A 23841-nucleotide genomic window follows, 5' to 3' on the forward strand; every position below is an offset into this window, starting at 1 on the left:
ACAAACCCATGCCAAAACGTACAGACATTAAAAGCATCCTGATTCTCGGCGCTGGCCCGATCGTGATCGGCCAGGCCTGCGAATTCGACTACTCCGGCGCCCAGGCTTGTAAAGCCCTGCGCGAAGAGGGCTATCGCGTCATCCTGGTGAACTCCAACCCGGCCACCATCATGACCGACCCGGCCATGGCCGACGCGACCTACATCGAGCCGATCAAGTGGCAGACCGTTGCCAAGATCATCGAGAAAGAGCGTCCGGACGCACTGCTGCCGACCATGGGTGGCCAGACTGCCCTGAACTGCGCCCTGGACCTGGAGCGCGAAGGCGTTCTGGAGAAGTTCGGCGTGGAAATGATCGGTGCCAACGCCGACACCATCGACAAAGCCGAAGACCGTTCGCGTTTCGACAAGGCCATGAAGGCCATCGGTCTGGAATGCCCGCGCTCCGGCATCGCCCACAGCATGGAAGAGGCCAACGCGGTTCTCGAGAAGCTGGGCTTCCCGTGCATCATCCGTCCGTCCTTCACCATGGGCGGCACCGGTGGCGGTATCGCTTACAACCGTGAAGAATTCGAAGAAATCTGCGCCCGCGGTCTGGATCTGTCTCCGACCAAAGAGCTGCTGATCGACGAATCCCTGATCGGCTGGAAAGAATATGAAATGGAAGTTGTCCGCGACAAAAAGGACAACTGCATCATCGTCTGCTCGATCGAAAACTTTGACCCGATGGGCGTGCACACCGGTGACTCGATCACCGTGGCTCCAGCGCAGACCCTGACCGACAAGGAATACCAGATCATGCGCAACGCCTCTCTGGCGGTATTGCGCGAGATCGGCGTGGAAACCGGCGGTTCCAACGTTCAGTTCGGTATCTGCCCGGACACTGGCCGCATGGTCGTGATCGAGATGAACCCGCGTGTGTCCCGTTCCTCGGCACTGGCTTCGAAAGCCACCGGCTTCCCGATCGCCAAGGTCGCGGCCAAGCTGGCTGTGGGTTACACCCTCGACGAGCTGTCGAACGACATCACCGGCGGCAAGACCCCGGCGTCCTTCGAGCCGTCCATCGACTACGTGGTTACCAAGCTGCCACGCTTTGCCTTCGAGAAATTCGCCAAGGCTGACGCACGCCTGACCACTCAGATGAAGTCGGTCGGTGAAGTCATGGCCATCGGCCGTACTTTCCAGGAATCCCTGCAGAAAGCTCTGCGCGGTCTGGAAGTGGGCGTTTGCGGTCTGGACGAGAAGCTCGATCTGAGCAACCCGGACAGCATGAGCATCCTCAAGCGCGAGCTGACCGTGCCGGGCGCCGAGCGTATCTGGTACGTGGCTGATGCCTTCCGCGCCGGCCTGAGCGTCGAAGACATCTTCGGCATGAACATGATCGATCCATGGTTCCTGGTACAGATCGAAGATCTGATCAAGGAAGAAGAGAAGGTCAAGACCCTCGGTCTGTCCGCCATTGATCGCAATCTGATGTTCCGCCTCAAGCGAAAGGGCTTCTCCGACCAGCGTCTGGCCAAGCTGCTGGGCGTCACCGAGAAGAACCTGCGCACTCACCGCCAGAAGCTGGAAGTGTTCCCGGTCTACAAGCGCGTCGACACCTGTGCCGCCGAGTTCGCCACCGACACCGCTTACCTGTATTCGACCTACGAGGAAGAGTGCGAAGCAGCGCCGTCCGGCCGTGACAAGATCATCATCCTCGGCGGCGGTCCTAACCGTATCGGCCAGGGTATCGAGTTCGACTACTGCTGCGTACACGCGGCGCTGGCTCTGCGTGACGACGGTTACGAGACCATCATGGTCAACTGCAACCCGGAAACCGTTTCCACCGACTACGACACCTCCGATCGTCTGTACTTCGAACCAGTGACCTTGGAAGACGTGCTGGAAATCGTTCGTGTCGAGAAGCCAAAAGGCGTGATCGTCCAGTACGGCGGCCAGACTCCGTTGAAACTGGCTCGCGCCCTGGAAGCGGCTGGCGTACCAATCATTGGCACCAGTCCTGACGCCATCGACCGTGCGGAAGACCGTGAGCGCTTCCAGCAAATGGTTGAGCGCCTGAATCTGCGTCAGCCGCCAAACGCCACTGTGCGCAGTGAAGACGAAGCTGTTCGTGCCGCTGCCAAGATCGGTTACCCGCTGGTAGTTCGTCCGTCCTACGTATTGGGCGGCCGTGCAATGGAAATCGTCTACAAGGAAGAGGAACTCAAGCGTTACCTGCGCGAAGCCGTGCAGGTGTCCAACGACAGTCCGGTGCTGCTTGACCACTTCCTCAACTGCGCCATCGAGATGGACGTGGATGCGGTCAGCGACGGCAAGGACGTAGTGATCGGCGCGATCATGCAGCACATCGAACAGGCGGGCGTGCACTCCGGTGACTCCGCGTGCTCGCTGCCGCCGTACTCGCTGCCGGCGCACATCCAGGACGAGATGCGTGAACAGGTCAAGAAAATGGCCCTGGAACTGGGCGTGGTCGGCCTGATGAACGTACAGCTCGCGCTGCAAGGCGAAGATATCTACGTCATCGAAGTCAACCCGCGTGCTTCCCGTACCGTACCGTTCGTGTCCAAGTGCATCGGTGTTTCCCTGGCAATGATCGCCGCGCGCGTGATGGCCGGTAAGACCCTGAAAGAACTGGGCTTCACCAAGGAAATCATCCCGAACTTCTACAGCGTGAAAGAGGCGGTGTTCCCATTCGCCAAATTCCCGGGTGTCGACCCGATCCTCGGCCCAGAGATGAAGTCCACCGGTGAAGTCATGGGTGTGGGCGATACCTTCGGCGAAGCTTTCGCCAAGGCCCAGATGGGTGCCAGCGAAGTGCTGCCGACTGGCGGTACTGCTTTTATCAGCGTGCGTGATGACGACAAGCCACTGGTTGCCGGTGTTGCTCGCGATCTGATCAACTTGGGCTTCGAAGTGGTCGCCACTGCCGGTACCGCCAAGCTGATCGAAGCGGCGGGTCTGAAAGTGCGCCGCGTGAACAAGGTGACCGAAGGCCGTCCGCACGTGGTCGACATGATCAAGAACGACGAAGTCACCCTGATCATCAACACCACCGAAGGTCGTCAGTCGATCGCTGACTCCTACTCCATCCGTCGCAATGCTCTGCAGCACAAGATTTACTGCACCACCACCATTGCTGCTGGCGAAGCGATCTGCGAAGCGCTGAAGTTCGGTCCCGAGAAGACCGTGCGCCGCTTGCAGGATCTACACGCAGGATTGAAGGCATGAGCATAACCAAGTACCCAATGACCGTTCAGGGCGCTCGCGCCCTGGAAGAAGAGTTGACGCACCTCAGCAAGGTCGAGCGCCCGCGCTTGAGCCAGGCTATTGGCGAAGCGCGTGAGCTGGGCGACCTCAAGGAAAACGCGGAATACCATGCTGCTCGCGAAGAACAGGGTATGGTTGAGGCGCGGATCCGTGATATCGAAGGCCGCATGCAGAACGCTGTGGTGATCGATGTCACGACCATTCCTCACTCCGGCAAGGTGATTTTCGGTACGACCGTCGAAATCGCCAACGTCGAAACGGATGAAAGTGTGACTTACCAGATTGTTGGTGAGGACGAGGCAGACATCAAACTCGGCAAGATCTCCGTCGGTTCACCTATTGCCCGCGCCTTGATCGCCAAGGAAGAAGGCGATGTGGTTGTGGTGAAAACGCCGAGTGGCGTGATCGAGTACGAGATTGTTGAAGTTCGTCACATCTGAAGGTGAGCGCCCGCTTCGTGCGGGCGCCGTCCTTTGGCAACTGGCTCAGATGCTGTGGGTCGGCGGTTTGTGGTTGTTGCAAATCGGCTTGCTGCCGGTGCTGGGTCGAATTGACCTGGCGCCGCTGCTGGTCGACGAGATTGCCTCTGTTTTGTATGCCGTGACGGTGGGATTTGCTGCGGCGTGCGTGATTTTTCAGGTTCTGGTGCTGGTTCAGGCCGAGGGCCTTGCCAGTCTGTGGCGGGATATTCGCGGGCAACTGCTGTTGATGGCGCTGTATGCGTGTGCGATGTATTTCGCGGTGCGTGTTGGTTGGCCGGAGGCGGTGCGCTGGCAGGTGTTCAGCTATCTTGTACTGGGTTTTTCCGGGCTGCTGCTGGTGTTGCAGGCGGTGCCGGGATGGAGTGGCAGGGTGCGCGAAGCACACCCTTGACCCTTGCCATCACTTGAAGCGATGGACGTTTGACAGCTGCTTGTTGACGCTGAAGTTCTTGCGGTAAATCAACGCCATCTTGCCGATGACCTGAACCAGGTCCGCCTTGCCGACCTTGCACAGTTCTGCAATGGACGCCAGGCGCGATTCGCGATCCAGGATGTTGAGCTTGATCTTGATCAGCTCGTGATCCGCCAAAGCGCGTTCAAGTTCGGCTAACACACCTTCAGTCAAACCGTTGTCTGCCACAATCAGAACTGGTTTCAGATGGTGGCCAATGGATTTGTACTGTTTCTTCTGCTCTTGAGTGAGCGGCATAAATCTGACCCTTTCGTCTGGATTCTGTAAAATGGCGGCCATTTTACCCGAGGGCTCGTTGATCCGCCCAATTAATCACGACCCTAATCATCGAGGTGCCCAGTGGCGCGTTCCAAGACAAGCCTTGGTTGGCTGAAAAGACATGTCAACGATCCCTATGTGAAGCAGGCGCAGAAGGATGGCTACCGCTCGCGTGCGAGTTACAAGCTTCTGGAAATCCAGGAGAAATACAAACTGATCCGCCCGGGGATGAGTGTGGTCGACCTGGGCGCTGCGCCTGGAGGCTGGTCGCAGGTCGCCAGTCGGCTGATCGGTGGTCAGGGGCGTCTGATCGCCTCGGACATTCTGGAAATGGACGGCATTCCGGACGTGACGTTCATCCAGGGGGATTTCACCGAGGACGCAGTGCTCGCGCAGATCCTTGAAGCTGTAGGTAATTCGCAAGTGGACCTTGTGATTTCCGATATGGCCCCCAATATGAGTGGTACACCTGAAGTGGACATGCCCAAAGCCATGTTTCTTTGCGAACTGGCGCTTGATTTGGCGGATCGGATCCTCAAACCGGGTGGCAATTTTGTGATCAAGATTTTCCAGGGCGAGGGTTTCGATGTTTACCTGAAGGACGCTCGCAAGAAGTTCGACAAGATCCAGATGATCAAGCCGGACTCTTCCCGTGGCAGCTCTCGCGAGCAGTACATGCTGGCCTGGGGCTATCGCGGCGGAAACGTCTAAAGTGAGGTTTTTCGTCGGGTCGATAGGTTTTTCGTATTTCGTCCGACAGGCATTAACGAATATTGTGTAGAAAGTGTTTCACAAAGGGTTACAGACGGCGCCTGCCAAGCCGTAGGTAATGTAGTAAGTTAGGCCGGTGAATATCATGCGAAGCGCGCGTCATCAGCAGCGGCGCTTGCTTCAGAGGGTAGTTAATTGAACGATATGGCAAAGAATCTGATCCTGTGGTTGATCATCGCGGCTGTCCTGGTGACGGTGATGAACAACTTCTCCAGCCCTAACGAGCCGCAGACCCTTAACTATTCCGACTTCATCCAGCAGGTCAAGGATGGCAAGGTCGAGCGCGTGGCTGTTGATGGCTACGTGATTACCGGTAAGCGCAACGATGGCGATAGCTTCAAGACCATTCGTCCTGCCATTCAGGACAACGGCCTGATTGGTGACCTGGTCGATAACCACGTCGTGGTCGAAGGCAAGCAGCCTGAACAGCAAAGCATCTGGACCCAGCTCCTGGTCGCAAGCTTCCCGATCCTGGTGATCATTGCCGTATTCATGTTCTTCATGCGGCAGATGCAGGGCGGTGCCGGCGGGAAGGGCGGGCCGATGAGCTTCGGTAAGAGCAAGGCTCGCCTGCTCTCCGAAGATCAAGTCAAAACCACGCTGGCCGACGTTGCCGGTTGCGACGAAGCCAAGGAAGAAGTTGGCGAGCTCGTAGAATTCCTCCGTGACCCGGGCAAGTTCCAGCGTCTGGGTGGTCGCATCCCTCGCGGCGTACTGATGGTCGGTCCTCCAGGTACTGGTAAAACCCTCCTGGCCAAAGCCATCGCCGGCGAAGCAAAAGTCCCTTTCTTTACCATTTCCGGTTCCGACTTCGTCGAAATGTTCGTTGGTGTGGGCGCCAGCCGCGTTCGCGATATGTTCGAACAGGCCAAGAAACATGCTCCATGCATCATCTTCATCGATGAAATTGACGCCGTCGGTCGCCACCGTGGCGCCGGTATGGGCGGTGGTCACGATGAGCGCGAGCAGACTCTCAACCAGTTGCTGGTAGAGATGGACGGCTTCGAAATGAACGACGGCATCATCGTGATTGCGGCGACCAACCGTCCAGACGTGCTTGACCCGGCTCTGCTGCGACCAGGCCGTTTCGACCGTCAGGTTGTGGTGGGTCTGCCGGATATCCGTGGTCGTGAACAGATTCTCAAGGTTCACATGCGCAAAGTGCCAATGGGTGACGATGTTGCTCCAGCCGTAATCGCGCGCGGAACACCTGGCTTCTCTGGTGCCGACCTTGCCAACCTGGTAAACGAGGCGTCACTGTTCGCCGCTCGTGCAGGCAAGCGCCTCGTCGAGATGAAAGAATTCGAACTGGCAAAAGACAAGATCATGATGGGCGCTGAGCGCAAATCCATGGTCATGTCCGAGAAAGAAAAGCAGAACACTGCTTACCATGAAGCGGGCCACGCCATTGTTGGTCGCGTCGTGCCTGAGCATGATCCGGTGTATAAGGTTTCGATCATTCCGCGCGGTCGTGCGCTGGGTGTAACGATGTTCCTGCCGGAAGAAGATCGCTACAGCTTGTCCAAGCGTGCCCTGATCAGTCAGATCTGCTCGCTTTACGGTGGTCGTATCGCTGAAGAAATGACTTTGGGCTTCGATGGTGTGACCACCGGCGCTTCCAACGACATCATGCGTGCCAGCCAGATTGCGCGGAACATGGTGACCAAGTGGGGTCTGTCGGAAAAACTCGGTCCGCTGATGTATGCCGAAGAAGAAGGTGAGGTATTCCTCGGTCGCGGCGGCGGTGGTCAGAATGCCAGCTTCTCGGGTGAGACCGCGAAACTGATCGACTCCGAAGTCCGCAGCATCATCGACCATTGCTATGGCACTGCGAAGCAGATCCTCACGGACAACCGTGACAAGCTCGACGCCATGGCTGATGCCCTTATGAAGTACGAAACCATCGATGCCGAACAGATCGATGACATCATGGCAGGTCGCACTCCTCGCGAACCTCGTGATTGGTCGGGTGGCACAGGTACCTCCGGAACACCTCCGGTAGTGCAGGATGAGCGTCCGCAAACACCTATCGGCGGTCCTGCTGCTGACGTTTAAGGTTTGAAATGACTTCTGTTCAGTCCTCGACCCGGTTGCCTTGCGGCAACCGGGTTCTTGATTTGGCCCTGACACATGTCATGGGTATTCTCAACGTCACTCCCGATTCCTTTTCCGATGGCGGCAAGTACAGTCAGCTCGATGCGGCTTTGCGCCACGCCGAAGCCATGGTGGCGACCGGGGCAACTCTGATCGATGTTGGCGGTGAGTCGACGCGCCCAGGCGCCAAGGCCGTATCGCCGCTGGAGGAGCTCGAGCGTGTTGCGCCGATCGTTGAGCGCATTCACCGCGAGCTGGATGTCATTATTTCCGTCGATACTTCTACGCCAGCCGTTATGCGTGAAACGGCGCGATTGGGTGCCGGACTGATCAATGACGTGCGCTCATTGCGTCGTGACGGTGCGCTTGATGCGGCGGCGGCGACAGGATTGCCGGTGTGTCTGATGCACATGCTCGGTGAACCTGGCGACATGCAGGACAATCCTCAATATCAGGATGTCACGAAGGAAGTGGGTGAGTTTCTTGCCGAGCGCATGGCTCGGTGTGAGTCGGCGGGTATTCCTGTCGAGCGAATCATTCTCGATCCAGGGTTCGGCTTCGCAAAAACGTTGCAGCACAATCTAAGCTTGTTCAAACATATGGAAGCTTTGCATGCCTTCGGCAGACCCCTGTTGGTCGGGGTTTCGCGCAAGAGCATGATAGGGCAGGCGTTGAATCGGCCGGTGGGCGAGCGCCTCTATGGCGGCCTTGCCCTGGCGGCGCTGGCTTCGCAAAAAGGTGCGCGTATATTGCGCGTCCATGATGTAGCCGAAACAGTCGATGTGGTGAAGATGATCGCCGCAGTGGAATCAGCCGAATAAGAATGATGGAGCGTTTATGACTAGGAAATACTTTGGTACCGACGGCATCCGTGGTCGAGTAGGCGAATACCCGATCACTCCTGATTTCATGCTCAAGCTCGGGTGGGCCGCAGGCATGGCGTTCCGCAAAATGGGTGCCTGCAAGGTTCTGGTCGGCAAGGACACCCGGATTTCCGGTTACATGTTCGAATCTGCGCTTGAGGCCGGTCTCACCTCCGCTGGCGCTGACGTCATGCTCCTCGGTCCGATGCCCACGCCTGCCATCGCCTATCTGACGCGTACTTTCCATGCCGAAGCCGGCATCGTGATCAGTGCATCGCACAACCCTCATGATGACAACGGCATCAAGTTCTTCTCGGGCAAGGGCACCAAGCTCCCGGATGAAGTCGAGCAGATGATCGAAGAGCTGCTGGACACGCCTATGACCGTGGTCGAGTCGAGCAAGATCGGCAAGGTTTCACGCATCAATGACGCCTCGGGGCGTTACATCGAATTCTGCAAGAGCAGCGTGCCAACCGGTACAAGCTTCTCTGGTTTGAAAATCGTTATCGACTGTGCCCATGGTGCGACTTACAAGGTAGCACCTAGCGTATTTCGTGAGCTGGGTGCCGATGTTGTAGTGCTGTCGGCGCAACCCAACGGCTTGAACATCAACGACAATTGCGGTTCGACCCACATGGGGCAGCTTCAGGCTGCCGTGCTCGCCGAGCACGCAGACCTGGGTATTGCGTTCGACGGTGATGGCGACCGGGTTCTGATGGTCGATCACACTGGCGCTATCGTCGATGGTGACGAGCTGCTGTACATAATCGCTCGCGATCTGCACGAGCGTGACAAGCTGCAAGGCGGTGTTGTCGGGACGCTGATGAGCAATCTGGGGTTGGAACTGGCCCTGGCGGATCTGTCGATTCCGTTCGTGCGCGCCAATGTTGGCGATCGTTACGTGATTGCTGATCTGCTCGAGCGCAACTGGTTGGTGGGCGGTGAGAATTCCGGCCACATCGTTTGCTTCAATCACACCACAACGGGCGATGCGATTATCGCTGCGCTTCAGGTGCTGATGGCGCTGAAAACCCGCTCCGAAAGTTTGGCTCAGAGTCGTCAGACGTTGCGCAAGTGCCCTCAAGTGCTGATCAATGTGCGTTTTGGTGGCGGTGCCAGTCCTTTGGATCACCCGTCCGTCAAGGAAGCCAGCGAGCGCGTGACCAAGGCCATGGCCGGGCGCGGGCGTGTACTGCTGCGCAAGTCCGGGACCGAGCCGCTGGTGCGTGTGATGGTCGAAGGCGAGGATGAAAAGCAGGTTCGTGCGTACGCCGAAGAGCTGGCAAAACTGGTTACTGAAGTTTCTGCCTGATTTCGGCTTGCCAGCCATGATTGTGTTGGGTAACATCTGCGCCCACTTTGACCGACGAGGTGCAGCATGCGTCGCCCTATGGTAGCTGGTAACTGGAAGATGCACGGTACCCGCGCCAGCGTCGCTGAGCTGATCAATGGCCTTCGTGAGATGGCCTTGCCGAGCGGTGTTGATGTAGCGGTATTCCCGCCTTTTTTGCATATCAATCAAGTGATTGATGGCTTGGAAGGTAAATCGATTTCGGTCGGTGCGCAGAACTCTGCGGTGGAATCCATGCAAGGTGCGTTGACCGGTGAAGTTGCGCCGAGTCAGTTGGTGGATGCAGGTTGTTCCCTGGTGCTTGTCGGGCATTCCGAGCGCCGCCAGATCATGGGCGAGCAGGACGGGATGCTGATCCGCAAGTTTGCAGCGGCACAGGCATGTGGCTTGATTCCGGTGTTGTGTGTAGGGGAAACCCTCGAAGAGCGTGAGGCGGGAAAAACTCTTGAAGTTGTCTCGCATCAGCTGAACAGCATCATCGACGAGCTGGGTGTTGGTGTTTTTGCTAAGGCGGTCATCGCTTACGAGCCAGTCTGGGCCATTGGTACCGGGCTGACTGCTTCGCCGCAACAGGCTCAGGATGTGCATGCAGTCATCCGCGCTCAGTTGGCGGCAGAGAATTCTGAAGTCGCGCAAGGTGTGCGGCTTCTATACGGCGGCAGCGTGAAGGCGGCCAATGCGGTCGAGCTGTTCGGCATGCCGGATATCGATGGGGGCCTCATTGGTGGGGCGTCCCTGAATGCAGATGAGTTCGGTGCGATATGTCGCGCCGCGGGAAACTGAAAAAATGCTGGAAACAGTCGTAGTCGTTTTTCATCTGCTGGGTGCATTGGGCGTAGTGGCTCTGGTATTGCTGCAGCAGGGTAAAGGTGCGGACGCTGGCGCGTCTTTCGGCGCAGGTGCTTCAAATACTGTGTTCGGAAGCCAAGGTTCCTCTACCTTTCTCAGTAAGTTTACTGCTATACTCGCCGCAGGTTTTTTCATAACCAGCTTGGGGTTAGGTTACTTTGCTAAAGAGAAGGCTCATCAGCTGACTCAAGTAGGTCTCCCAAATCCAGCGGTGTTGGAAGTTCCAAAGCAACAACCGGCTTCTGATGATGTCCCGGTGCTTCAAGAGCAAAAGTCGGCTACTCCAGCGACTGACGTACCTCCAGCTCAAGAGCAGAAGTAAGAAGGGTTTCAAACGTAGTTTTGCCGAGGTGGTGGAATTGGTAGACACGCAACCTTGAGGTGGTTGTGCCCATAGGGTGTAGGGGTTCGAGTCCCCTTCTCGGTACCAATTAGTCAGGAGAGCCCGCTGTTGCGGGCTTTCTTGCAGGTGGAAGGTTACATTGACCCTCCAGGGGATCGGTCGTATACTTCCGCCCCAGCTTTGTCGCGGGGTGGAGCAGTCTGGTAGCTCGTCGGGCTCATAACCCGAAGGTCGTCGGTTCAAATCCGGCCCCCGCAACCAGTTTAAGGAGCCCCTTTTAAGGGGCTTTTTGTTAGCTGGACACTTTCAACGCCGCTGTTCGACGGCGTTTCAAGGATGGGCGTTTCGCCCATTTTTTTATTTTCATGGCATGCACATACATGCACTAGGGGGTTCAGGTGTCGAGCAAGCTAGAAGAGTTGCAGGCCTTGCTGGCCCCGGTGGTCGTGGCCCTAGGCTATGAATGCTGGGGTATTGAGTTTTCGGCGCAAGGTCGCCACTCAATGTTGCGCGTTTATATCGATAAAGAGGGCGGTGTACTGGTGGACGATTGCGCCATCGTAAGCCGTCAGATCAGCGGCGTCCTGGATGTTGAAGATCCAATCTCCGTTGAATACACCCTTGAAGTTTCCTCGCCTGGCATGGAACGCCCTCTGTTCACTCTTGAGCAGTTTGCAAAATTTGCCGGTGAACAAGTGAAGATCAAACTGCGCTCGCCTTTTGAAGGTCGACGCAACTTTCAGGGCCTTCTGCGCGGTGTAGAAGAGCAGGACGTCGTGGTGCAGGTAGATGATCATGAGTTCCTGTTGCCGATCGATATGATCGACAAGGCCAATATTATTCCCAGTTTTGACTGAGACGCGGATCCCGCGGATCCAATGGCTTGCGAAAGGCGAGGCGTACGATGAGCAAAGAAGTACTGCTGGTTGTTGAGTCGGTATCCAATGAAAAAGGCGTACCGCCAGGTGTGATTTTCGAAGCGCTGGAGCTGGCTCTGGCCACTGCTACCAAAAAGCGTTTCGAGGACGAAGTTGATCTGCGTGTGGAAATCAATCGCCACACCGGTTCCTACGAGACTTTCCGTCGCTGGACTGTCGTCGAAGAAGATGATCTGGACGATCCAGCCATCGAAACCTGGCCAAGCAAGGTTGCTCAAACGCACCCTGGCGCCAAGGTCGGTGATGTCGTCGAAGAGAAAATCGAGTCGATCGAATTCGGTCGTATCGCTGCACAGACTGCCAAGCAAGTCATCGTGCAGAAAGTTCGCGAAGCCGAGCGCGCCCAAGTGGTGGATGCTTACCGCGAGCGCCTGGGTGAAATCATCTCCGGCACCGTAAAGAAAGTGACCCGCGACAACGTGATCGTCGATCTGGGCAACAACGCCGAAGCGTTGCTTGCCCGTGAAGACATCATTTCTCGCGAAACCTTCCGGGTTGGCGTGCGTCTGCGTGCGCTGCTCAAGGAAATCCGCACCGAGAACCGCGGCCCGCAGCTGATCCTGTCGCGTACCGCGCCGGAAATGCTGATCGAGCTGTTCCGCATCGAAGTGCCGGAGATTGCTGAAGGTCTGATCGAAGTCATGGCTGCATCCCGTGATCCGGGATCCCGTGCCAAGATCGCCGTCCGCTCCAAGGACAAACGCATCGACCCGCAGGGCGCTTGTATCGGTATGCGCGGCTCGCGCGTGCAGGCAGTGTCGGGCGAGTTGGGTGGCGAGCGTGTTGACATCGTTCTGTGGGACGACAACCCGGCTCAGTTCGTCATCAATGCCATGTCCCCGGCTGAAGTTGCGGCCATTATCGTTGACGAAGATGCCCACGCCATGGACATCGCCGTTGGCGCAGACAATCTGGCTCAGGCCATCGGTCGCGGTGGTCAGAACGTGCGTCTGGCCAGCCAGTTGACTGGCTGGACCCTGAACGTGATGACCGAATCGGACATCCAGGCCAAGCAGCAAGCAGAAACCGGCGACATCCTGCGCAACTTCATCGACGAGCTGGAAGTCGACGAAGAGCTGGCACAGGTGCTGGTAGATGAAGGCTTCACCAGCCTGGAAGAGATTGCCTACGTACCGTTGGAAGAAATGCTCAACATCGACGGCTTTGACGAAGAGATCGTCAACGAGCTTCGCGCTCGTGCCAAGGATCGTTTGTTGACCAAAGCCATCGCTACCGAGGAAAAGCTGGCAGACGCCCATCCGGCCGAAGACCTGCTCTCGCTTGAGGGTATGGACAAGGATTTGGCGATGGAACTGGCGGTGCGCGGCGTAGTTACCCGCGAAGACCTGGCCGAGCAGTCTATTGACGACCTGCTCGACATCGACGGCATCGACGAAGATCGTGCCGGCAAGTTGATCATGGCCGCCCGAGCCCATTGGTTCGAGTAATAGGCGCGGCCTGAGGAGAGAAGTGCATGACGCAAGTCACGGTGAAACAACTGGCCGATGAGGTCAAAACACCGGTAGAGCGCCTGTTGCAGCAGATGCGTGAGGCAGGTCTGCCGCACACCGCCGCCGAAGAAAATGTGACTGACAGTGAGAAGCAATCCCTGCTGACTCACTTGAAAAGCAGCCACAAGGCGAAAGTGGAAGAACCACGCAAGATTACGCTGCAGCGTAAAACCACCAGTACCCTGCGTGTTGCTGGCAGCAAAAGCATCAGCGTTGAAGTACGCAAGAAGAAAGTCTTCGTACAGCGCAGCCCGGAAGAAATCGAAGCCGAGCGCAAGCGTGAGATGGATGAACGTCGCGCAGTAGAAAATGCTGCCCGTCAGAAGGCTGAAGAAGAAGCCAAGCGCCGCGCCGAAGAAGAAGCGCGCCGCCAGCCTGCTCCTGCTGCCGCGCCTGTTGCTGCGGTCGAGCCTGTTGCAGCACCTGCTCCGGTTGTCGAGCCTGTGCGTGAAAGCGCTCCGGTCGTGGCGGCCGCTCCGGCTCCTGCTGCAGATGCTCGTAAACGCGACGAACAGCGTCGCCCGGACAAACCACGTGCTGACGACAACAATCGTCGCGGTGGTGGTGGCGATGGCGAGCGTAAAAACGCTCCGCATCGCGCTACGGTCAAAGAAAAGGCCCCGGCTCCACGCGCTGCTCCACGTACTACCGATGAAGAAAGCGATGGCTTCCGTCGCGGTGGTCGCGGCAAGGCCAAGCTGAAGAAGCGCAACGCCCACGGTTTCCAGAACCCGACCGGTCCTGTCGTGCGCGAAGTGAAGATCGGCGAGACCATCACTGTGGGCGATCTGGCCCAGCAGATGTCGGTCAAGGCTGCTGAAATCATCAAGTTCATGTTCAAACTGGGCACTCCAGCGACCATCAACCAGGTACTGGATCAGGAAACTGCCCAGTTGGTTGCCGAGGAACTGGGCCACAAAGTGACCCTGGTCAGCGACACCGCTCTGGAAGATTCCCTGGCCGAGTCCCTGAAGTTTGAAGGCGAGGCAGTTTCCCGTGCACCAGTCGTGACCGTAATGGGCCACGTTGACCACGGTAAGACTTCCCTGCTCGACTACATCCGTCGTGCCAAGGTAGCTGCTGGCGAAGCCGGTGGTATTACCCAGCACATCGGCGCATACCACGTTGAAACCGACCGTGGCATGGTGACGTTCCTCGATACTCCTGGTCACGCTGCGTTTACCGCGATGCGTGCCCGTGGTGCCAAGGCGACCGACATCGTGATCCTGGTGGTCGCAGCGGACGACGGCGTGATGCCACAGACTGTTGAAGCCGTTCAACACGCCCAGGCTGCCGGTGTTCCGCTGGTCGTGGCAGTGAACAAGATCGACAAGCCGGGCGCCGATCTCGATCGCATCCGTAGCGAACTGTCGGTACACGGCGTGACTTCGGAAGAGTGGGGTGGTGATACGCCATTCGTACCGGTTTCCGCGAAGATGGGTACCGGTGTCGACGAACTGCTCGAAGCCGTTCTGCTGCAGGCCGAAGTTCTGGAACTGACCGCTACTCCATCGGCTCCTGGTCGTGGTGTCGTGGTTGAGTCCCGCCTGGACAAGGGCCGTGGCCCGGTGGCGACCGTTCTGGTTCAGGACGGTACCCTGCGTCAAGGCGACATGGTCCTGGTCGGTTCGAACTACGGTCGCGTTCGCGCCATGCTCGACGAGAACGGCAAGCCAATCAAGGAAGCCGGTCCAGCCATCCCTGTCGAGATCCTCGGCCTGGACGGTACTCCGGACGCTGGTGACGAGATGAGCGTGGTTGCCGACGAGAAGAAAGCCCGTGAAGTGGCTCTGTTCCGTCAAGGCAAGTTCCGTGAAGTCAAACTGGCTCGTGCTCACGCAGGCAAGCTGGAAAACATCTTCGAAAACATGGGTCAGGAAGAGAAGAAGACGCTCAACATCGTCCTCAAATCCGACGTCCGTGGTTCGTTGGAAGCTCTGCAGGGCGCTCTGAATGGCCTGGGCAACGATGAAGTGCAAGTGCGCGTAGTCGGTGGCGGTGTCGGTGGTATCACCGAGTCCGACGCCAACCTGGCACTGGCCTCCAACGCTGTACTGTTCGGCTTCAACGTGCGTGCCGATGCCGGCGCTCGCAAGATCGTCGAGCAGGAAGGTCTGGATATGCGTTACTACAACGTGATCTACGACATCATCGAAGACGTCAAGAAAGCCCTGACCGGTATGCTCGGCAGCGATGTTCGCGAGAACATCCTGGGTGTCGCCGAAGTGCGTGACGTGTTCCGTTCGCCGAAGTTTGGCGCGATCGCCGGTTGCATGGTTATCGAAGGTGTCGTTCACCGTAACCGTCCAATCCGTGTACTGCGTGAAGACATCGTTATCTTCGAAGGCGAGCTGGAATCCCTGCGCCGCTTCAAGGATGACGCTTCCGAAGTGCGTTCCGGCATGGAATGCGGTATCGGCGTCAAGAGCTACAACGACGTCAAGGTCGGTGACAAGATCGAAGTCTTCGAGAAGGTTCAGGTTGCTCGCAGCCTCTAACTCGCGCACTTCAAGGGCCTCGCCAAGCCGCCGCATGCAGATGCGCGGCATGGTGTCAGGACTCTAAACGCAACGCCCGGTCTGGCTTTCGTCAGGCCGGGCGTTTGCCGCTTTCAGACCTCATGGGTTTCACCATGGGGCAGTAACAGGTAACAAGACATGGCAAAAGAATACAGCCGTACCCAACGGATCGGCGATCAAATGCAGCGCGAGCTGGCACAACTGATCCGTCGTGAAGTCAAAGATCCGCGTGTCGGCCTGGTCACCATTACCGCTGTGGAAGTCAGCCGTGACGTGGGTCACGCCAAGATTTTCATCACCGTGATGGGCCAGGACGGCCACGAAGAAATCGCACAAAGCATCAAGGTGCTGAACTCCGCCGCCGGCTTCCTGCGTATGCAGCTGGCTCGCGAGATGAAGCTGCGCAGCGTTCCACAGTTGCACTTCCACTACGATGAAAGCGTGGTGCGCGGTGCGCATCTGTCGGCTTTGATCGAACGCGCAGTGGCTGAAGACAGCCAGCACACGGTTGCGGCAGACGCCGAAGGCACCAAGGAGTAACCGGTGGCTCAGGTCAAACGTATCCGTCGTAACGTCAGCGGTATCATCCTGCTCGACAAGCCGTTGGGGTTCACCTCCAACTCCGCGCTGCAGAAGGTCCGCTGGTTGCTGAACGCCGAGAAGGCCGGACACACCGGTAGCCTCGACCCACTGGCCACCGGCGTGCTGCCGCTGTGCTTCGGCGAGGCCACCAAGTTCTCGCAATACCTGCTCGATTCCGACAAGGGTTACGAAACCCTGGCGCAACTGGGCAAGACCACCACCACGGCGGATGCTGAGGGTGAAATTTTGCTGGAACGTCCGGTGACCGTTGGTCGCACCGAGATGGAAGCGGTTCTGCCCAATTTCCGAGGGGAAATCAAACAGATACCGCCGATGTACTCGGCCCTCAAGCGTGACGGGCAGCCGCTGTACAAGTTGGCTCGTGCTGGCGAAGTAGTGGAGCGTGAACCGCGTTCTGTTACTATTACGCGCTTGGAATTACTGGCCTTCGAAGGTGATACTGCGCGACTTGCGGTGGATTGCACCAAAGGCACCTATATCCGCACCCTGGTTGAGGATATCGGTGAGCAACTCGGTTGTGGTGCTTACGTTGCAGAACTGCGACGGACCCAGGCCGGGCCTTTCACCCTGGCGCAAACCGTCACCCTGGAAGAGCTGGAAGCGGTACATGCCGAAGGCGGCAACGAAGCGGTCGATCGCTTCCTGATGCCATCGGACAGCGGCTTGCTGGATTGGCCGCTGTTGCAGTTCTCGGAAGCGAGCGCGTTCTACTGGCTCAACGGCCAGCCGGTACGTGCCCCCGATGCACCGAAGTTCGGCATGGTACGGGTACAGGATCACAATGGTCGCTTCATCGGGATCGGTGAAGTGAGCGAAGACGGGCGCATCGCGCCACGTCGACTGATTCGGTCAGAATGACCGGACGAGTGTGGCTGTCAGCAGGCACGGTCACTACTCATTTTTAGATACAGGGATTTGTCCCTGGCCTGTTGAAATTGTTTCCCTGAAACAGTTTCCTGATAAAAGGATTGCCTCATGGCTCTCAGCGTTGAAGAAAAAGCTCAAATCGTTACCGACTACCAGCAAGCTGTTGGTGATACTGGTTCGCCAGAAGTGCAAGTTGCACTGCTGACCGCCAACATCAACAAACTGCAAGGTCACTTCAAGGCCAACGGTAAAGATCACCACTCCCGTCGTGGTCTGATCCGCATGGTTAACCAGCGTCGTAAGCTGCTGGACTACCTGAAAGGCAAAGACGTGAGCCGTTACAGCGCTCTGATCGGTCGCCTGGGTCTGCGTCGCTAATAAGCGATTGCGCTAGAGGTTGGTTGTCTGTCGTGCATCAGCGGGTTTCCGCCGGCGCATGGCAGGCTCCCAGCCTCAAGTTTTATCTGGATACCTGCTTTACCCAGCTCCACACAGGCAAGACCAGGACAACCCGCTCGGGCCGATTCCCGACGTTGCCCAAGAATTTCGCAAGAAACCAGTTTCCCCAAGAGCCACAAAAGAAGGTAGGACACCGTGAACCCGGTAATCAAGAAATTCCAGTTCGGTCAGTCGACCGTTACCCTCGAGACTGGCCGTATCGCCCGTCAGGCCTCCGGCGCAGTATTGGTCACCGTTGACGACGACGTCAGCGTATTGGTGACCGTTGTCGGTGCAAAACAAGCCGATCCAGGCAAGGGCTTCTTCCCTCTGTCTGTTCACTACCAGGAAAAGACTTACGCTGCCGGTAAGATCCCTGGCGGTTTCTTCAAGCGTGAAGGCCGTCCTTCCGAGAAAGAAACCCTGACTTCCCGACTGATCGACCGTCCGATCCGTCCACTGTTCCCTGAAGGCTTCATGAACGAAGTGCAGGTTGTCTGCACCGTCGTTTCCACCAGCAAGAAGACCGATCCGGACATCGCTGCGATGATCGGTACCTCGGCTGCCCTGGCCATCTCCGGCATTCCTTTCGACGGCCCGATCGGCGCTGCCCGCGTTGCTTTCCATGAAAGCACCGGCTACCTGCTGAACCCGACTTACGAGCAACTGGCAGCTTCGAGCCTGGACATGGTCGTAGCCGGTACCGAAGAAGCCGTACTGATGGTTGAATCGGAAGCCAAAGAGCTGACCGAAGACCAGATGCTGGGCGCTGTACTGTTCGCCCACGACGAATTCCAGTCGGTCATCAAGGCTGTCAAAGAGCTGGCTGCCGAAGCTGCCAAGCCTACCTGGACCTGGGCTCCACAAGCTGAAGCCACCGAACTGCTGGGCGCTATCCGCTCCGAGTTCGGCGAGGCGATCTCCCAGGCTTACACCATCACCATCAAGGCCGACCGTTACGCTCGCCTGGGTGAGCTGAAGGATCAAGTGGTTGCCAAGCTGTCCGGTGAAGAAGGCCAGCCGACTTCCGCCGAAGTCAAAGCCGCTTTCGGTGAAATCGAATACCGCACCGTTCGTGAAAACATCGTTAACGGCAAGCCACGTATCGACGGTCGCGACACCCGCACCGTACGTCCGCTGAACATCGAAGTCGGCGTTCTGCCGAAGACTCACGGTTCGGCGCTGTTCACCCGTGGTGAAACCCAGGCGCTGGTCGTTGCAACTCTGGGCACCGCCCGTGACGCGCAGCTGCTGGACACCCTGGAAGGCGAGAAAAAAGACCCGTTCATGCTGCACTACAACTTCCCTCCGTTCTCGGTGGGCGAGTGTGGTCGCATGGGTGGCGCTGGTCGTCGCGAAATCGGTCACGGCCGTCTGGCTCGTCGTTCGGTTCAGGCCATGCTGCCTGCCGCTGACGTGTTCCCATACACCATCCGTGTTGTATCGGAAATCACCGAGTCCAACGGTTCCAGCTCCATGGCTTCGGTCTGCGGCGCCTCCCTGGCGCTGATGGACGCTGGTGTGCCGATGAAGGCACCGGTTGCCGGTATCGCGATGGGTCTGGTTAAAGAAGGCGAGAAGTTCGCTGTTCTGACCGACATCCTGGGCGACGAAGACCACCTGGGCGACATGGACTTCAAGGTAGCCGGTACCGCCAAAGGCGTGACCGCGCTGCAGATGGACATCAAGATCAAGGGCATCACCGAAGAGATCATGGAAATCGCTCTGGGCCAAGCCCTGGAAGCGCGCCTGAACATCCTCGGCCAGATGAACCAGGTCATTGGCCAGTCGCGTACCGAACTGTCGGCAAACGCTCCGACCATGATCGCGATGAAAATCGACACCGACAAAATCCGTGATGTCATCGGTAAAGGCGGCGCGACCATCCGTGCGATCTGTGAAGAAACCAAGGCTTCGATCGACATCGAAGACGACGGTTCGATCAAGATCTTCGGCGAAACCAAGGAAGCTGCTGAAGCTGCACGTCAGCGCGTTCTGGGTATCACCGCTGAAGCCGAGATCGGCAAGATCTACGTTGGTAAGGTTGAGCGCATCGTCGACTTCGGCGCATTCGTCAACATCCTGCCTGGCAAGGACGGTCTGGTTCACATCTCCATGCTGAGCGATGCTCGCGTCGAGAAAGTGACCGACATCCTGAAAGAAGGTCAGGAAGTGGAAGTGCTGGTACTGGACGTGGACAACCGCGGCCGTATCAAGCTGTCCATCAAGGACGTGGCTGCAGCCAAGGCTTCGGGCGTTTAATTCGCCTGCACAGCTGACTTTGTAAAAAAGACCCCGCCGTGAAAACGGCGGGGTCTTTTTTTGCCCGGATGAAACAGAGACATTGGCCGAAGTTGCCGGTATGGCTTGGCGATGCTAGGTTTAGCGCACTGCCCGTGTAGCTCAGCCGGTAGAGCAGCGCACTCGTAACGCGAAGGTCGCAGGTTCGATTCCTGTCTCGGGCACCATCCTTTCCTACTTCACCTTTCTGGCCAGGTCTTCGACGGTTCGCTTGAGCTGATCGATAGTGCGGTCCTGGTCACTGACTTCTCGCTTCAGGTTCGAAATCTCGTTGTTGCTGGAACTCGAACTTGAACCGCTATTGCGCTTGAGCTCCTCCATCTGCTTACGCAGGTTATCCAGCTCGCGATCCTGTTCCTTGACGGTGCGCTTGAGCTCGTCGATTTCCTTGCTGCTGGAACTGCTGCTCGAGCCGCTGCTGCGCTTGAGTTCCTCGATCTGACTCGCCTGATCCTTGAGGGTGTCCCGCATCTTGTTCAGTTCACTGACGTCGACATCGGTTTTGACCAGCACGTTCGTGCCGTTCTCATTTTGAACGGCGGCCACCTTGCCGTAGGAGGTCGAGTAGCTGCTGCTCAGTTCAATACTGGCAAGCGCTGTTGCTGGCAGGGCCAAGGCTCCCAGCAGAGTAGTCATTGCGGTGGCGGACAAAACAAACGAAAGCTTCGAGGCGCTACGCATCGGTGGCGTTCCAAATGGCATGCCGGTATGGCACATCGCTATGACTTGGGCTTTTGATTTATGTTCCCGTTGCACAAGCGCGTTGCGTGCTTTTTTGTGGGGCAGATGTAAAGAGTCGTGTAATTCGTCCGACAAACATCCTATATTCGGAGCCTGCCTGAGTATTACCCAGCAGTTTTCAGATGATCCCCGAATGGTCCTGAAGGCCAGATAAACCGCGCGATACACGGTTTTTTGCGTCAGAGAGATCCTTGATGATCCACATCCATCTTCCATTCCCCCGATCAGCGAGAAAACCATGACCGTAAAAGAGTTGAGTCAGGAAGCCAGACACGAAGAAGCGCTGAAAAAGTATGCGCAGGACACGCCCGAGCTGCTGGACGAGATCAAGGACTTGAGTCCGGATGATCAGAAGGACCAGATCCAGTGGGCGTTCGAGGACGAAGCGGAGGCCCAGGGCCTGCAGGCCTGGGAGTTGACGCTCAAGTACACCACTACACCCGAAGAGTTCGAGGCCGAGCGCCTGAAGCTGCATCAAGAGGCGGCCGAGGTGTTGGGTGTGGAGTGGGAAGAGTACTGCGAGATGAACGGTCTGATCGTTTGAAAACAGCTTCAAGCCGCAAGCTGCAAGCCAAAGCGGATTCGCTTGAAGCTTGCAGCTTGTCGCTCGGAACTGCTTTTCAGAGACTGAGTCGCATCGACAAGTCGACCGCCTTCACATCCTTGGTCATCGCACCAATCGAGATGTAATCCACGCCGGTCTCGGCGATCGGCAGCAACGTACTTTCGTTGATCCCGCCGCTGGCCTCCAGCTTCGCCTTGCCGCCGTTCAGGCGCACGGCTTCGCGCATGTCGTCCAGGCTCAGTTCGTCGAGCATGATGATGTCGGCGCCAGCCGCCAGGGCCTCTTTCAACTCATCCAGGCTTTCTACCTCGATCTCCACCGGCTTACCCGGTGCAATTTTGTGTGCGGCGGCGATGGCTTGCGGGATGCCTCCGCAGGCGGCGATATGGTTTTCCTTGATCAGGAAAGCGTCATACAGACCGATGCGGTGGTTGTAGCAACCGCCGCAGGTCACTGCGTACTTCTGCGCCAGACGCAGACCCGGCAGAGTCTTGCGGGTGTCCAGCAGCTTGACCTGGGTCCGGGCGACGAAATCCGCCAGATACTGTGCGCGGGTGGCGACGCCAGACAGCAGTTGCAGGAAGTTCAGCGCGCTGCGTTCACCGGTCAGCAGCGAGCGGGCAGGGCCTTCGAGATGGAACAGCGCCTGGTTGGGCTTGACCCGATCGCCATCGGCGACCTGCCAGTGCACCGCAACCCGCGGGTCCAGGTGGCGAAACACGTTGTCTACCCAGGCGGTACCGCAGATGACGGCGGCATCGCGGGTGATGATGGTGGCTTTGGCCAGGCGTTCGGCCGGGATCAGTTGCGCGGTGATGTCGCCGCTGCCGACGTCTTCGAGCAACGCACGGCGCACGTTGGCTTCGATTTCGGCGGTCAAATCGGCGAGACGTAGATTCGGCATAACGAGCTCCACAAACAAAGTGGCCCGATTATAGGGGCAGGGCGCCGGGCAACCCAAGGCGTGCGATGGGGTCGCGGTGCGCAAATCCCTGCATTTTGTCGATTCCCGGCGGCGATCGGGTGCCATCCTTGAAGCCAGTGCAGAGTCTTGCGGGATCTCAATCACGCCAAGTGATCGCGTCCCGAGGGTCTATCGCGGCATACTGGGCACCAACACAGTCGTCGTTGAAGGAATCGGTATGCAGTTGGACCCCGCGAGCGGTTGGTGTCAGGACGTGCGTTTGTGCCCCTCGCCCAACTTCAATGCGCGCCCCACGGGCGAAATTTCCCTCCTGGTGATCCACAACATCAGCCTGCCGCCTGCGCAATTCGCCACCGGCAAGGTGCAGGAATTTTTCCAGAATCGCCTGGATGTCACGGAGCACCCTTACTTTGAAGGGATTGCCGACCTGCGCGTGTCTGCGCATTTTCTGATCGAGCGTGACGGTGCCGTCACCCAGTTTGTCTCTTGTCTGGAGCGTGCCTGGCACGCCGGGGTGTCGAGTTTCGAAGGGCGGGAAACCTGTAACGATTTTTCCGTGGGCATCGAGCTCGAGGGGACGGATGATCTGCCGTTCACCGATGCGCAATACGACGCGTTGATCAACCTGACCCGGCAACTGCAAAGCGCTTTTACGGCCATCACTGCGCAGCGCATCTGCGGCCACAGCGACATCGCCCCCGGGCGCAAGACCGATCCGGGCCCGGCGTTTGACTGGACGCGCTACCGTGGAGCCCTGGCCCGGGACGCTGCGCAAAAAGAGGATCAACAATGAGTTTTCTGGTGTTGCTGCTGGCGGTATGGATCGAGAAATTCTCGGCCCTGCGCCATCAGGTTCAGCGAGACGGCGGATGGATTCGCGAGTTGCACAAACTCGAATCGAGTCCGCGCATGGCGAAAAATCCCTGGCTGGTGCTGATCGTGCTGGTGCTGCTGCCGGTCGCGCTGCTGGCGTTGCTGTTGTGGGTGCTGGACCCGGTGGCTTACGGCCTGTTTGCGTTGCCGGTGCACCTGCTGGTGGTGATTTACAGCCTGGGCCGGGGCGATCTGCTGGGCGGCCTGGGTCCTTTTCGCGATGCCTGGCGTCGGGAGGATCTGCAAGCCGCAGCCCACGTCGCCAAGCGTGACCTGGATATCTGTGCCGACAGTGGTGAGCAATTGCTGGAGCGGGTCGAAGGCCATCTTCTGTGGGAGGCCTACCAGAGTTTCTTCGCCGTGATTTTCTGGTATTTCCTGCTGGGGCCGGTTGCCGCGCTGAGCTACCGCCTGCTGGCACTGGCTGAGGAAAACGCGCAGAACCCGGCGCTGGTCGAGCGTGCCGGGCAGTTGCGCCACGCTTTCGACTGGATTCCGGTGCGCCTGCTGGCGGCCAGTTTTGCTCTGGTCGGCAACTTCGTCGCGGTCAGCCGGATGATGTTGCACGAGCTGCTGAACTGGAACATCAGCGCCGCGCAATTGATCGAAAAGGCAGGTCTTGTGGCCGCCGAAATTCCGGCGCCGGTGGCGGGGCCTGAAGGCATCAACAACCTAGACCGGATTTGGGAGTTGCTGCTGAGGGCTGCGGTGCTCTGGTATGCGGGGTTTGCGTTGTGGACTGTCCTGCCCTGACTCTTCGATAAAGACGAGAAGCTTCGCGGGCAAGCCTCGCTCCTACAGATCGCTT

General features: G+C 58.0%; 22 protein-coding genes and 3 tRNA genes. 22 read left to right on the forward strand and 3 right to left on the reverse strand.

The features are described 5' to 3' along the window. Window positions 1-8: 8 nt before the first annotated feature. The 3 genes from carB to K9857_RS12360 are packed head-to-tail and all read left to right on the forward strand — an operon-like array spanning window position 9 to window position 4142. Window positions 9-3230, forward strand: coding sequence for a carbamoyl-phosphate synthase large subunit (gene carB, locus K9857_RS12350; RefSeq protein ID WP_224536092.1), 3222 nt, complete (start codon window positions 9-11; stop codon window positions 3228-3230). 2 nt (window positions 3231-3232) lie between these two features. After that, a complete protein-coding gene (greA, locus tag K9857_RS12355) occupies window positions 3233-3709 on the forward strand; it encodes a transcription elongation factor GreA (protein ID WP_224536116.1) in 477 nt (158 codons plus the stop codon). A 49-nt stretch (window positions 3710-3758) separates the two neighbouring features. Beyond that, window positions 3759-4142 carry an MFS transporter gene (locus K9857_RS12360; protein ID WP_224536118.1) on the forward strand — a complete coding sequence of 128 codons (384 nt, stop codon included), beginning with the start codon at window positions 3759-3761 and terminating at the stop codon, window positions 4140-4142. A gap of 9 nt (window positions 4143-4151) precedes the next feature. On the opposite strand, the gene K9857_RS12365 is transcribed toward K9857_RS12360, so the two are convergent. Further along, on the reverse strand, window positions 4152-4460 hold the full coding sequence (locus tag K9857_RS12365; RefSeq protein ID WP_007942889.1) for a YhbY family RNA-binding protein: 309 nt from the start codon (window positions 4458-4460) through the stop codon (window positions 4152-4154). A 102-nt stretch (window positions 4461-4562) separates the two neighbouring features. Here K9857_RS12365 and rlmE point away from each other — a divergent pair, with 102 nt between their 5' ends. From rlmE to K9857_RS12445, 16 genes are all read left to right on the forward strand, one after another. Then, window positions 4563-5192 carry a 23S rRNA (uridine(2552)-2'-O)-methyltransferase RlmE gene (gene rlmE, locus K9857_RS12370; protein ID WP_224536094.1) on the forward strand — a complete coding sequence of 210 codons (630 nt, stop codon included), beginning with the start codon at window positions 4563-4565 and terminating at the stop codon, window positions 5190-5192. A 204-nt stretch (window positions 5193-5396) separates the two neighbouring features. Beyond that, window positions 5397-7307, forward strand: a complete 1911-nt coding sequence (gene ftsH, locus K9857_RS12375) for an ATP-dependent zinc metalloprotease FtsH (RefSeq protein WP_224536120.1) — start codon at window positions 5397-5399, stop codon at window positions 7305-7307. Between the two features lie 8 nt (window positions 7308-7315). Beyond that, complete coding sequence (gene folP / locus K9857_RS12380) at window positions 7316-8167, forward strand: dihydropteroate synthase (protein WP_224536097.1); 852 nt, start codon at window positions 7316-7318, stop codon at window positions 8165-8167. 16 nt (window positions 8168-8183) lie between these two features. Then, window positions 8184-9521, forward strand: coding sequence for a phosphoglucosamine mutase (gene glmM, locus K9857_RS12385; protein WP_224536099.1), 1338 nt, complete (start codon window positions 8184-8186; stop codon window positions 9519-9521). 66 nt (window positions 9522-9587) lie between these two features. After that, a complete protein-coding gene (gene tpiA, locus K9857_RS12390) occupies window positions 9588-10343 on the forward strand; it encodes a triose-phosphate isomerase (RefSeq protein ID WP_224536101.1) in 756 nt (251 codons plus the stop codon). Between the two features lie 4 nt (window positions 10344-10347). Beyond that, on the forward strand, window positions 10348-10731 hold the full coding sequence (gene secG, locus K9857_RS12395) for a preprotein translocase subunit SecG (protein WP_017336473.1): 384 nt from the start codon (window positions 10348-10350) through the stop codon (window positions 10729-10731). A 22-nt stretch (window positions 10732-10753) separates the two neighbouring features. Further along, window positions 10754-10839 (forward strand) — tRNA-Leu (locus tag K9857_RS12400). A gap of 97 nt (window positions 10840-10936) precedes the next feature. Further along, window positions 10937-11013 (forward strand) — tRNA-Met (locus K9857_RS12405). A 137-nt stretch (window positions 11014-11150) separates the two neighbouring features. Next, complete coding sequence (rimP, locus tag K9857_RS12410) at window positions 11151-11609, forward strand: ribosome maturation factor RimP (protein ID WP_007915250.1); 459 nt, start codon at window positions 11151-11153, stop codon at window positions 11607-11609. 47 nt (window positions 11610-11656) lie between these two features. Beyond that, window positions 11657-13138: a transcription termination factor NusA gene (nusA, locus tag K9857_RS12415; RefSeq protein WP_224536103.1), complete on the forward strand. Its 1482-nt coding sequence runs from the start codon at window positions 11657-11659 to the stop codon at window positions 13136-13138. 26 nt (window positions 13139-13164) lie between these two features. Next, window positions 13165-15699 (forward strand): translation initiation factor IF-2, encoded by a 2535-nt coding sequence (infB, locus tag K9857_RS12420; protein WP_224536105.1) that lies wholly within the window; start codon window positions 13165-13167, stop codon window positions 15697-15699. A gap of 159 nt (window positions 15700-15858) precedes the next feature. Then, a complete protein-coding gene (gene rbfA / locus K9857_RS12425) occupies window positions 15859-16260 on the forward strand; it encodes a 30S ribosome-binding factor RbfA (protein WP_175375873.1) in 402 nt (133 codons plus the stop codon). Window positions 16261-16263: 3 nt separating this feature from the next. After that, window positions 16264-17181, forward strand: coding sequence for a tRNA pseudouridine(55) synthase TruB (gene truB / locus K9857_RS12430; RefSeq protein WP_224536107.1), 918 nt, complete (start codon window positions 16264-16266; stop codon window positions 17179-17181). 117 nt (window positions 17182-17298) lie between these two features. Then, complete coding sequence (gene rpsO / locus K9857_RS12435) at window positions 17299-17568, forward strand: 30S ribosomal protein S15 (RefSeq protein ID WP_002555121.1); 270 nt, start codon at window positions 17299-17301, stop codon at window positions 17566-17568. 216 nt (window positions 17569-17784) lie between these two features. Next, window positions 17785-19890, forward strand: a complete 2106-nt coding sequence (gene pnp / locus K9857_RS12440) for a polyribonucleotide nucleotidyltransferase (protein ID WP_224536108.1) — start codon at window positions 17785-17787, stop codon at window positions 19888-19890. 130 nt (window positions 19891-20020) lie between these two features. After that, a tRNA-Thr gene (locus tag K9857_RS12445) sits at window positions 20021-20096 on the forward strand. A gap of 7 nt (window positions 20097-20103) precedes the next feature. On the opposite strand, the gene K9857_RS12450 is transcribed toward K9857_RS12445, so the two are convergent. Continuing rightward, a complete protein-coding gene (locus tag K9857_RS12450; RefSeq protein WP_224536122.1) occupies window positions 20104-20610 on the reverse strand; it encodes a hypothetical protein in 507 nt (168 codons plus the stop codon). Between the two features lie 298 nt (window positions 20611-20908). Between K9857_RS12450 and K9857_RS12455 the strand changes: the two genes are divergently transcribed. Continuing rightward, window positions 20909-21214 (forward strand): DUF6388 family protein, encoded by a 306-nt coding sequence (locus K9857_RS12455; RefSeq protein ID WP_224536110.1) that lies wholly within the window; start codon window positions 20909-20911, stop codon window positions 21212-21214. Window positions 21215-21290: 76 nt separating this feature from the next. On the opposite strand, the gene nadC is transcribed toward K9857_RS12455, so the two are convergent. Next, complete coding sequence (gene nadC, locus K9857_RS12460) at window positions 21291-22139, reverse strand: carboxylating nicotinate-nucleotide diphosphorylase (RefSeq protein ID WP_224536112.1); 849 nt, start codon at window positions 22137-22139, stop codon at window positions 21291-21293. Between the two features lie 238 nt (window positions 22140-22377). On the opposite strand from nadC, the gene ampD reads away from it, so the two are divergent. Beyond that, window positions 22378-22953, forward strand: coding sequence for a 1,6-anhydro-N-acetylmuramyl-L-alanine amidase AmpD (gene ampD, locus K9857_RS12465; RefSeq protein WP_224536124.1), 576 nt, complete (start codon window positions 22378-22380; stop codon window positions 22951-22953). Next, a complete protein-coding gene (gene ampE, locus K9857_RS12470) occupies window positions 22950-23786 on the forward strand; it encodes a regulatory signaling modulator protein AmpE (RefSeq protein WP_224536114.1) in 837 nt (278 codons plus the stop codon). Before ampD ends, ampE begins: the two co-directional genes overlap by 4 nt. Window positions 23787-23841 lie beyond the last annotated feature (55 nt).

Source organism: Pseudomonas sp. REP124, from assembly GCF_020164475.1.
In the GTDB taxonomy this organism is placed as follows: Bacteria; Pseudomonadota; Gammaproteobacteria; order Pseudomonadales; family Pseudomonadaceae; genus Aquipseudomonas.

Excerpts from the sequence above, each read along its gene's own strand:
- K9857_RS12450 (WP_224536122.1), bottom strand. The coding sequence starts at position 20,610 with ATGCGTAGCGCCTCGAAGCTTTCGTTTGTTTTGTCCGCCACCGCAATG.
- nusA (WP_224536103.1), top strand. The coding sequence starts at position 11,657 with ATGAGCAAAGAAGTACTGCTGGTTGTTGAGTCGGTATCCAATGAAAAA.
- rbfA (WP_175375873.1), top strand. The coding sequence starts at position 15,859 with ATGGCAAAAGAATACAGCCGTACCCAACGGATCGGCGATCAAATGCAG.
- carB (WP_224536092.1), top strand. The coding sequence starts at position 9 with ATGCCAAAACGTACAGACATTAAAAGCATCCTGATTCTCGGCGCTGGC.
- ftsH (WP_224536120.1), top strand. The coding sequence starts at position 5,397 with ATGGCAAAGAATCTGATCCTGTGGTTGATCATCGCGGCTGTCCTGGTG.
- K9857_RS12365 (WP_007942889.1), bottom strand. The coding sequence starts at position 4,460 with ATGCCGCTCACTCAAGAGCAGAAGAAACAGTACAAATCCATTGGCCAC.
- rpsO (WP_002555121.1), top strand. The coding sequence starts at position 17,299 with ATGGCTCTCAGCGTTGAAGAAAAAGCTCAAATCGTTACCGACTACCAG.
- ampD (WP_224536124.1), top strand. The coding sequence starts at position 22,378 with ATGCAGTTGGACCCCGCGAGCGGTTGGTGTCAGGACGTGCGTTTGTGC.
- nadC (WP_224536112.1), bottom strand. The coding sequence starts at position 22,139 with ATGCCGAATCTACGTCTCGCCGATTTGACCGCCGAAATCGAAGCCAAC.
- secG (WP_017336473.1), top strand. The coding sequence starts at position 10,348 with ATGCTGGAAACAGTCGTAGTCGTTTTTCATCTGCTGGGTGCATTGGGC.
- infB (WP_224536105.1), top strand. The coding sequence starts at position 13,165 with ATGACGCAAGTCACGGTGAAACAACTGGCCGATGAGGTCAAAACACCG.
- glmM (WP_224536099.1), top strand. The coding sequence starts at position 8,184 with ATGACTAGGAAATACTTTGGTACCGACGGCATCCGTGGTCGAGTAGGC.
- folP (WP_224536097.1), top strand. The coding sequence starts at position 7,316 with ATGACTTCTGTTCAGTCCTCGACCCGGTTGCCTTGCGGCAACCGGGTT.
- K9857_RS12455 (WP_224536110.1), top strand. The coding sequence starts at position 20,909 with ATGACCGTAAAAGAGTTGAGTCAGGAAGCCAGACACGAAGAAGCGCTG.
- tpiA (WP_224536101.1), top strand. The coding sequence starts at position 9,588 with ATGCGTCGCCCTATGGTAGCTGGTAACTGGAAGATGCACGGTACCCGC.
- K9857_RS12360 (WP_224536118.1), top strand. The coding sequence starts at position 3,759 with ATGCTGTGGGTCGGCGGTTTGTGGTTGTTGCAAATCGGCTTGCTGCCG.
- ampE (WP_224536114.1), top strand. The coding sequence starts at position 22,950 with ATGAGTTTTCTGGTGTTGCTGCTGGCGGTATGGATCGAGAAATTCTCG.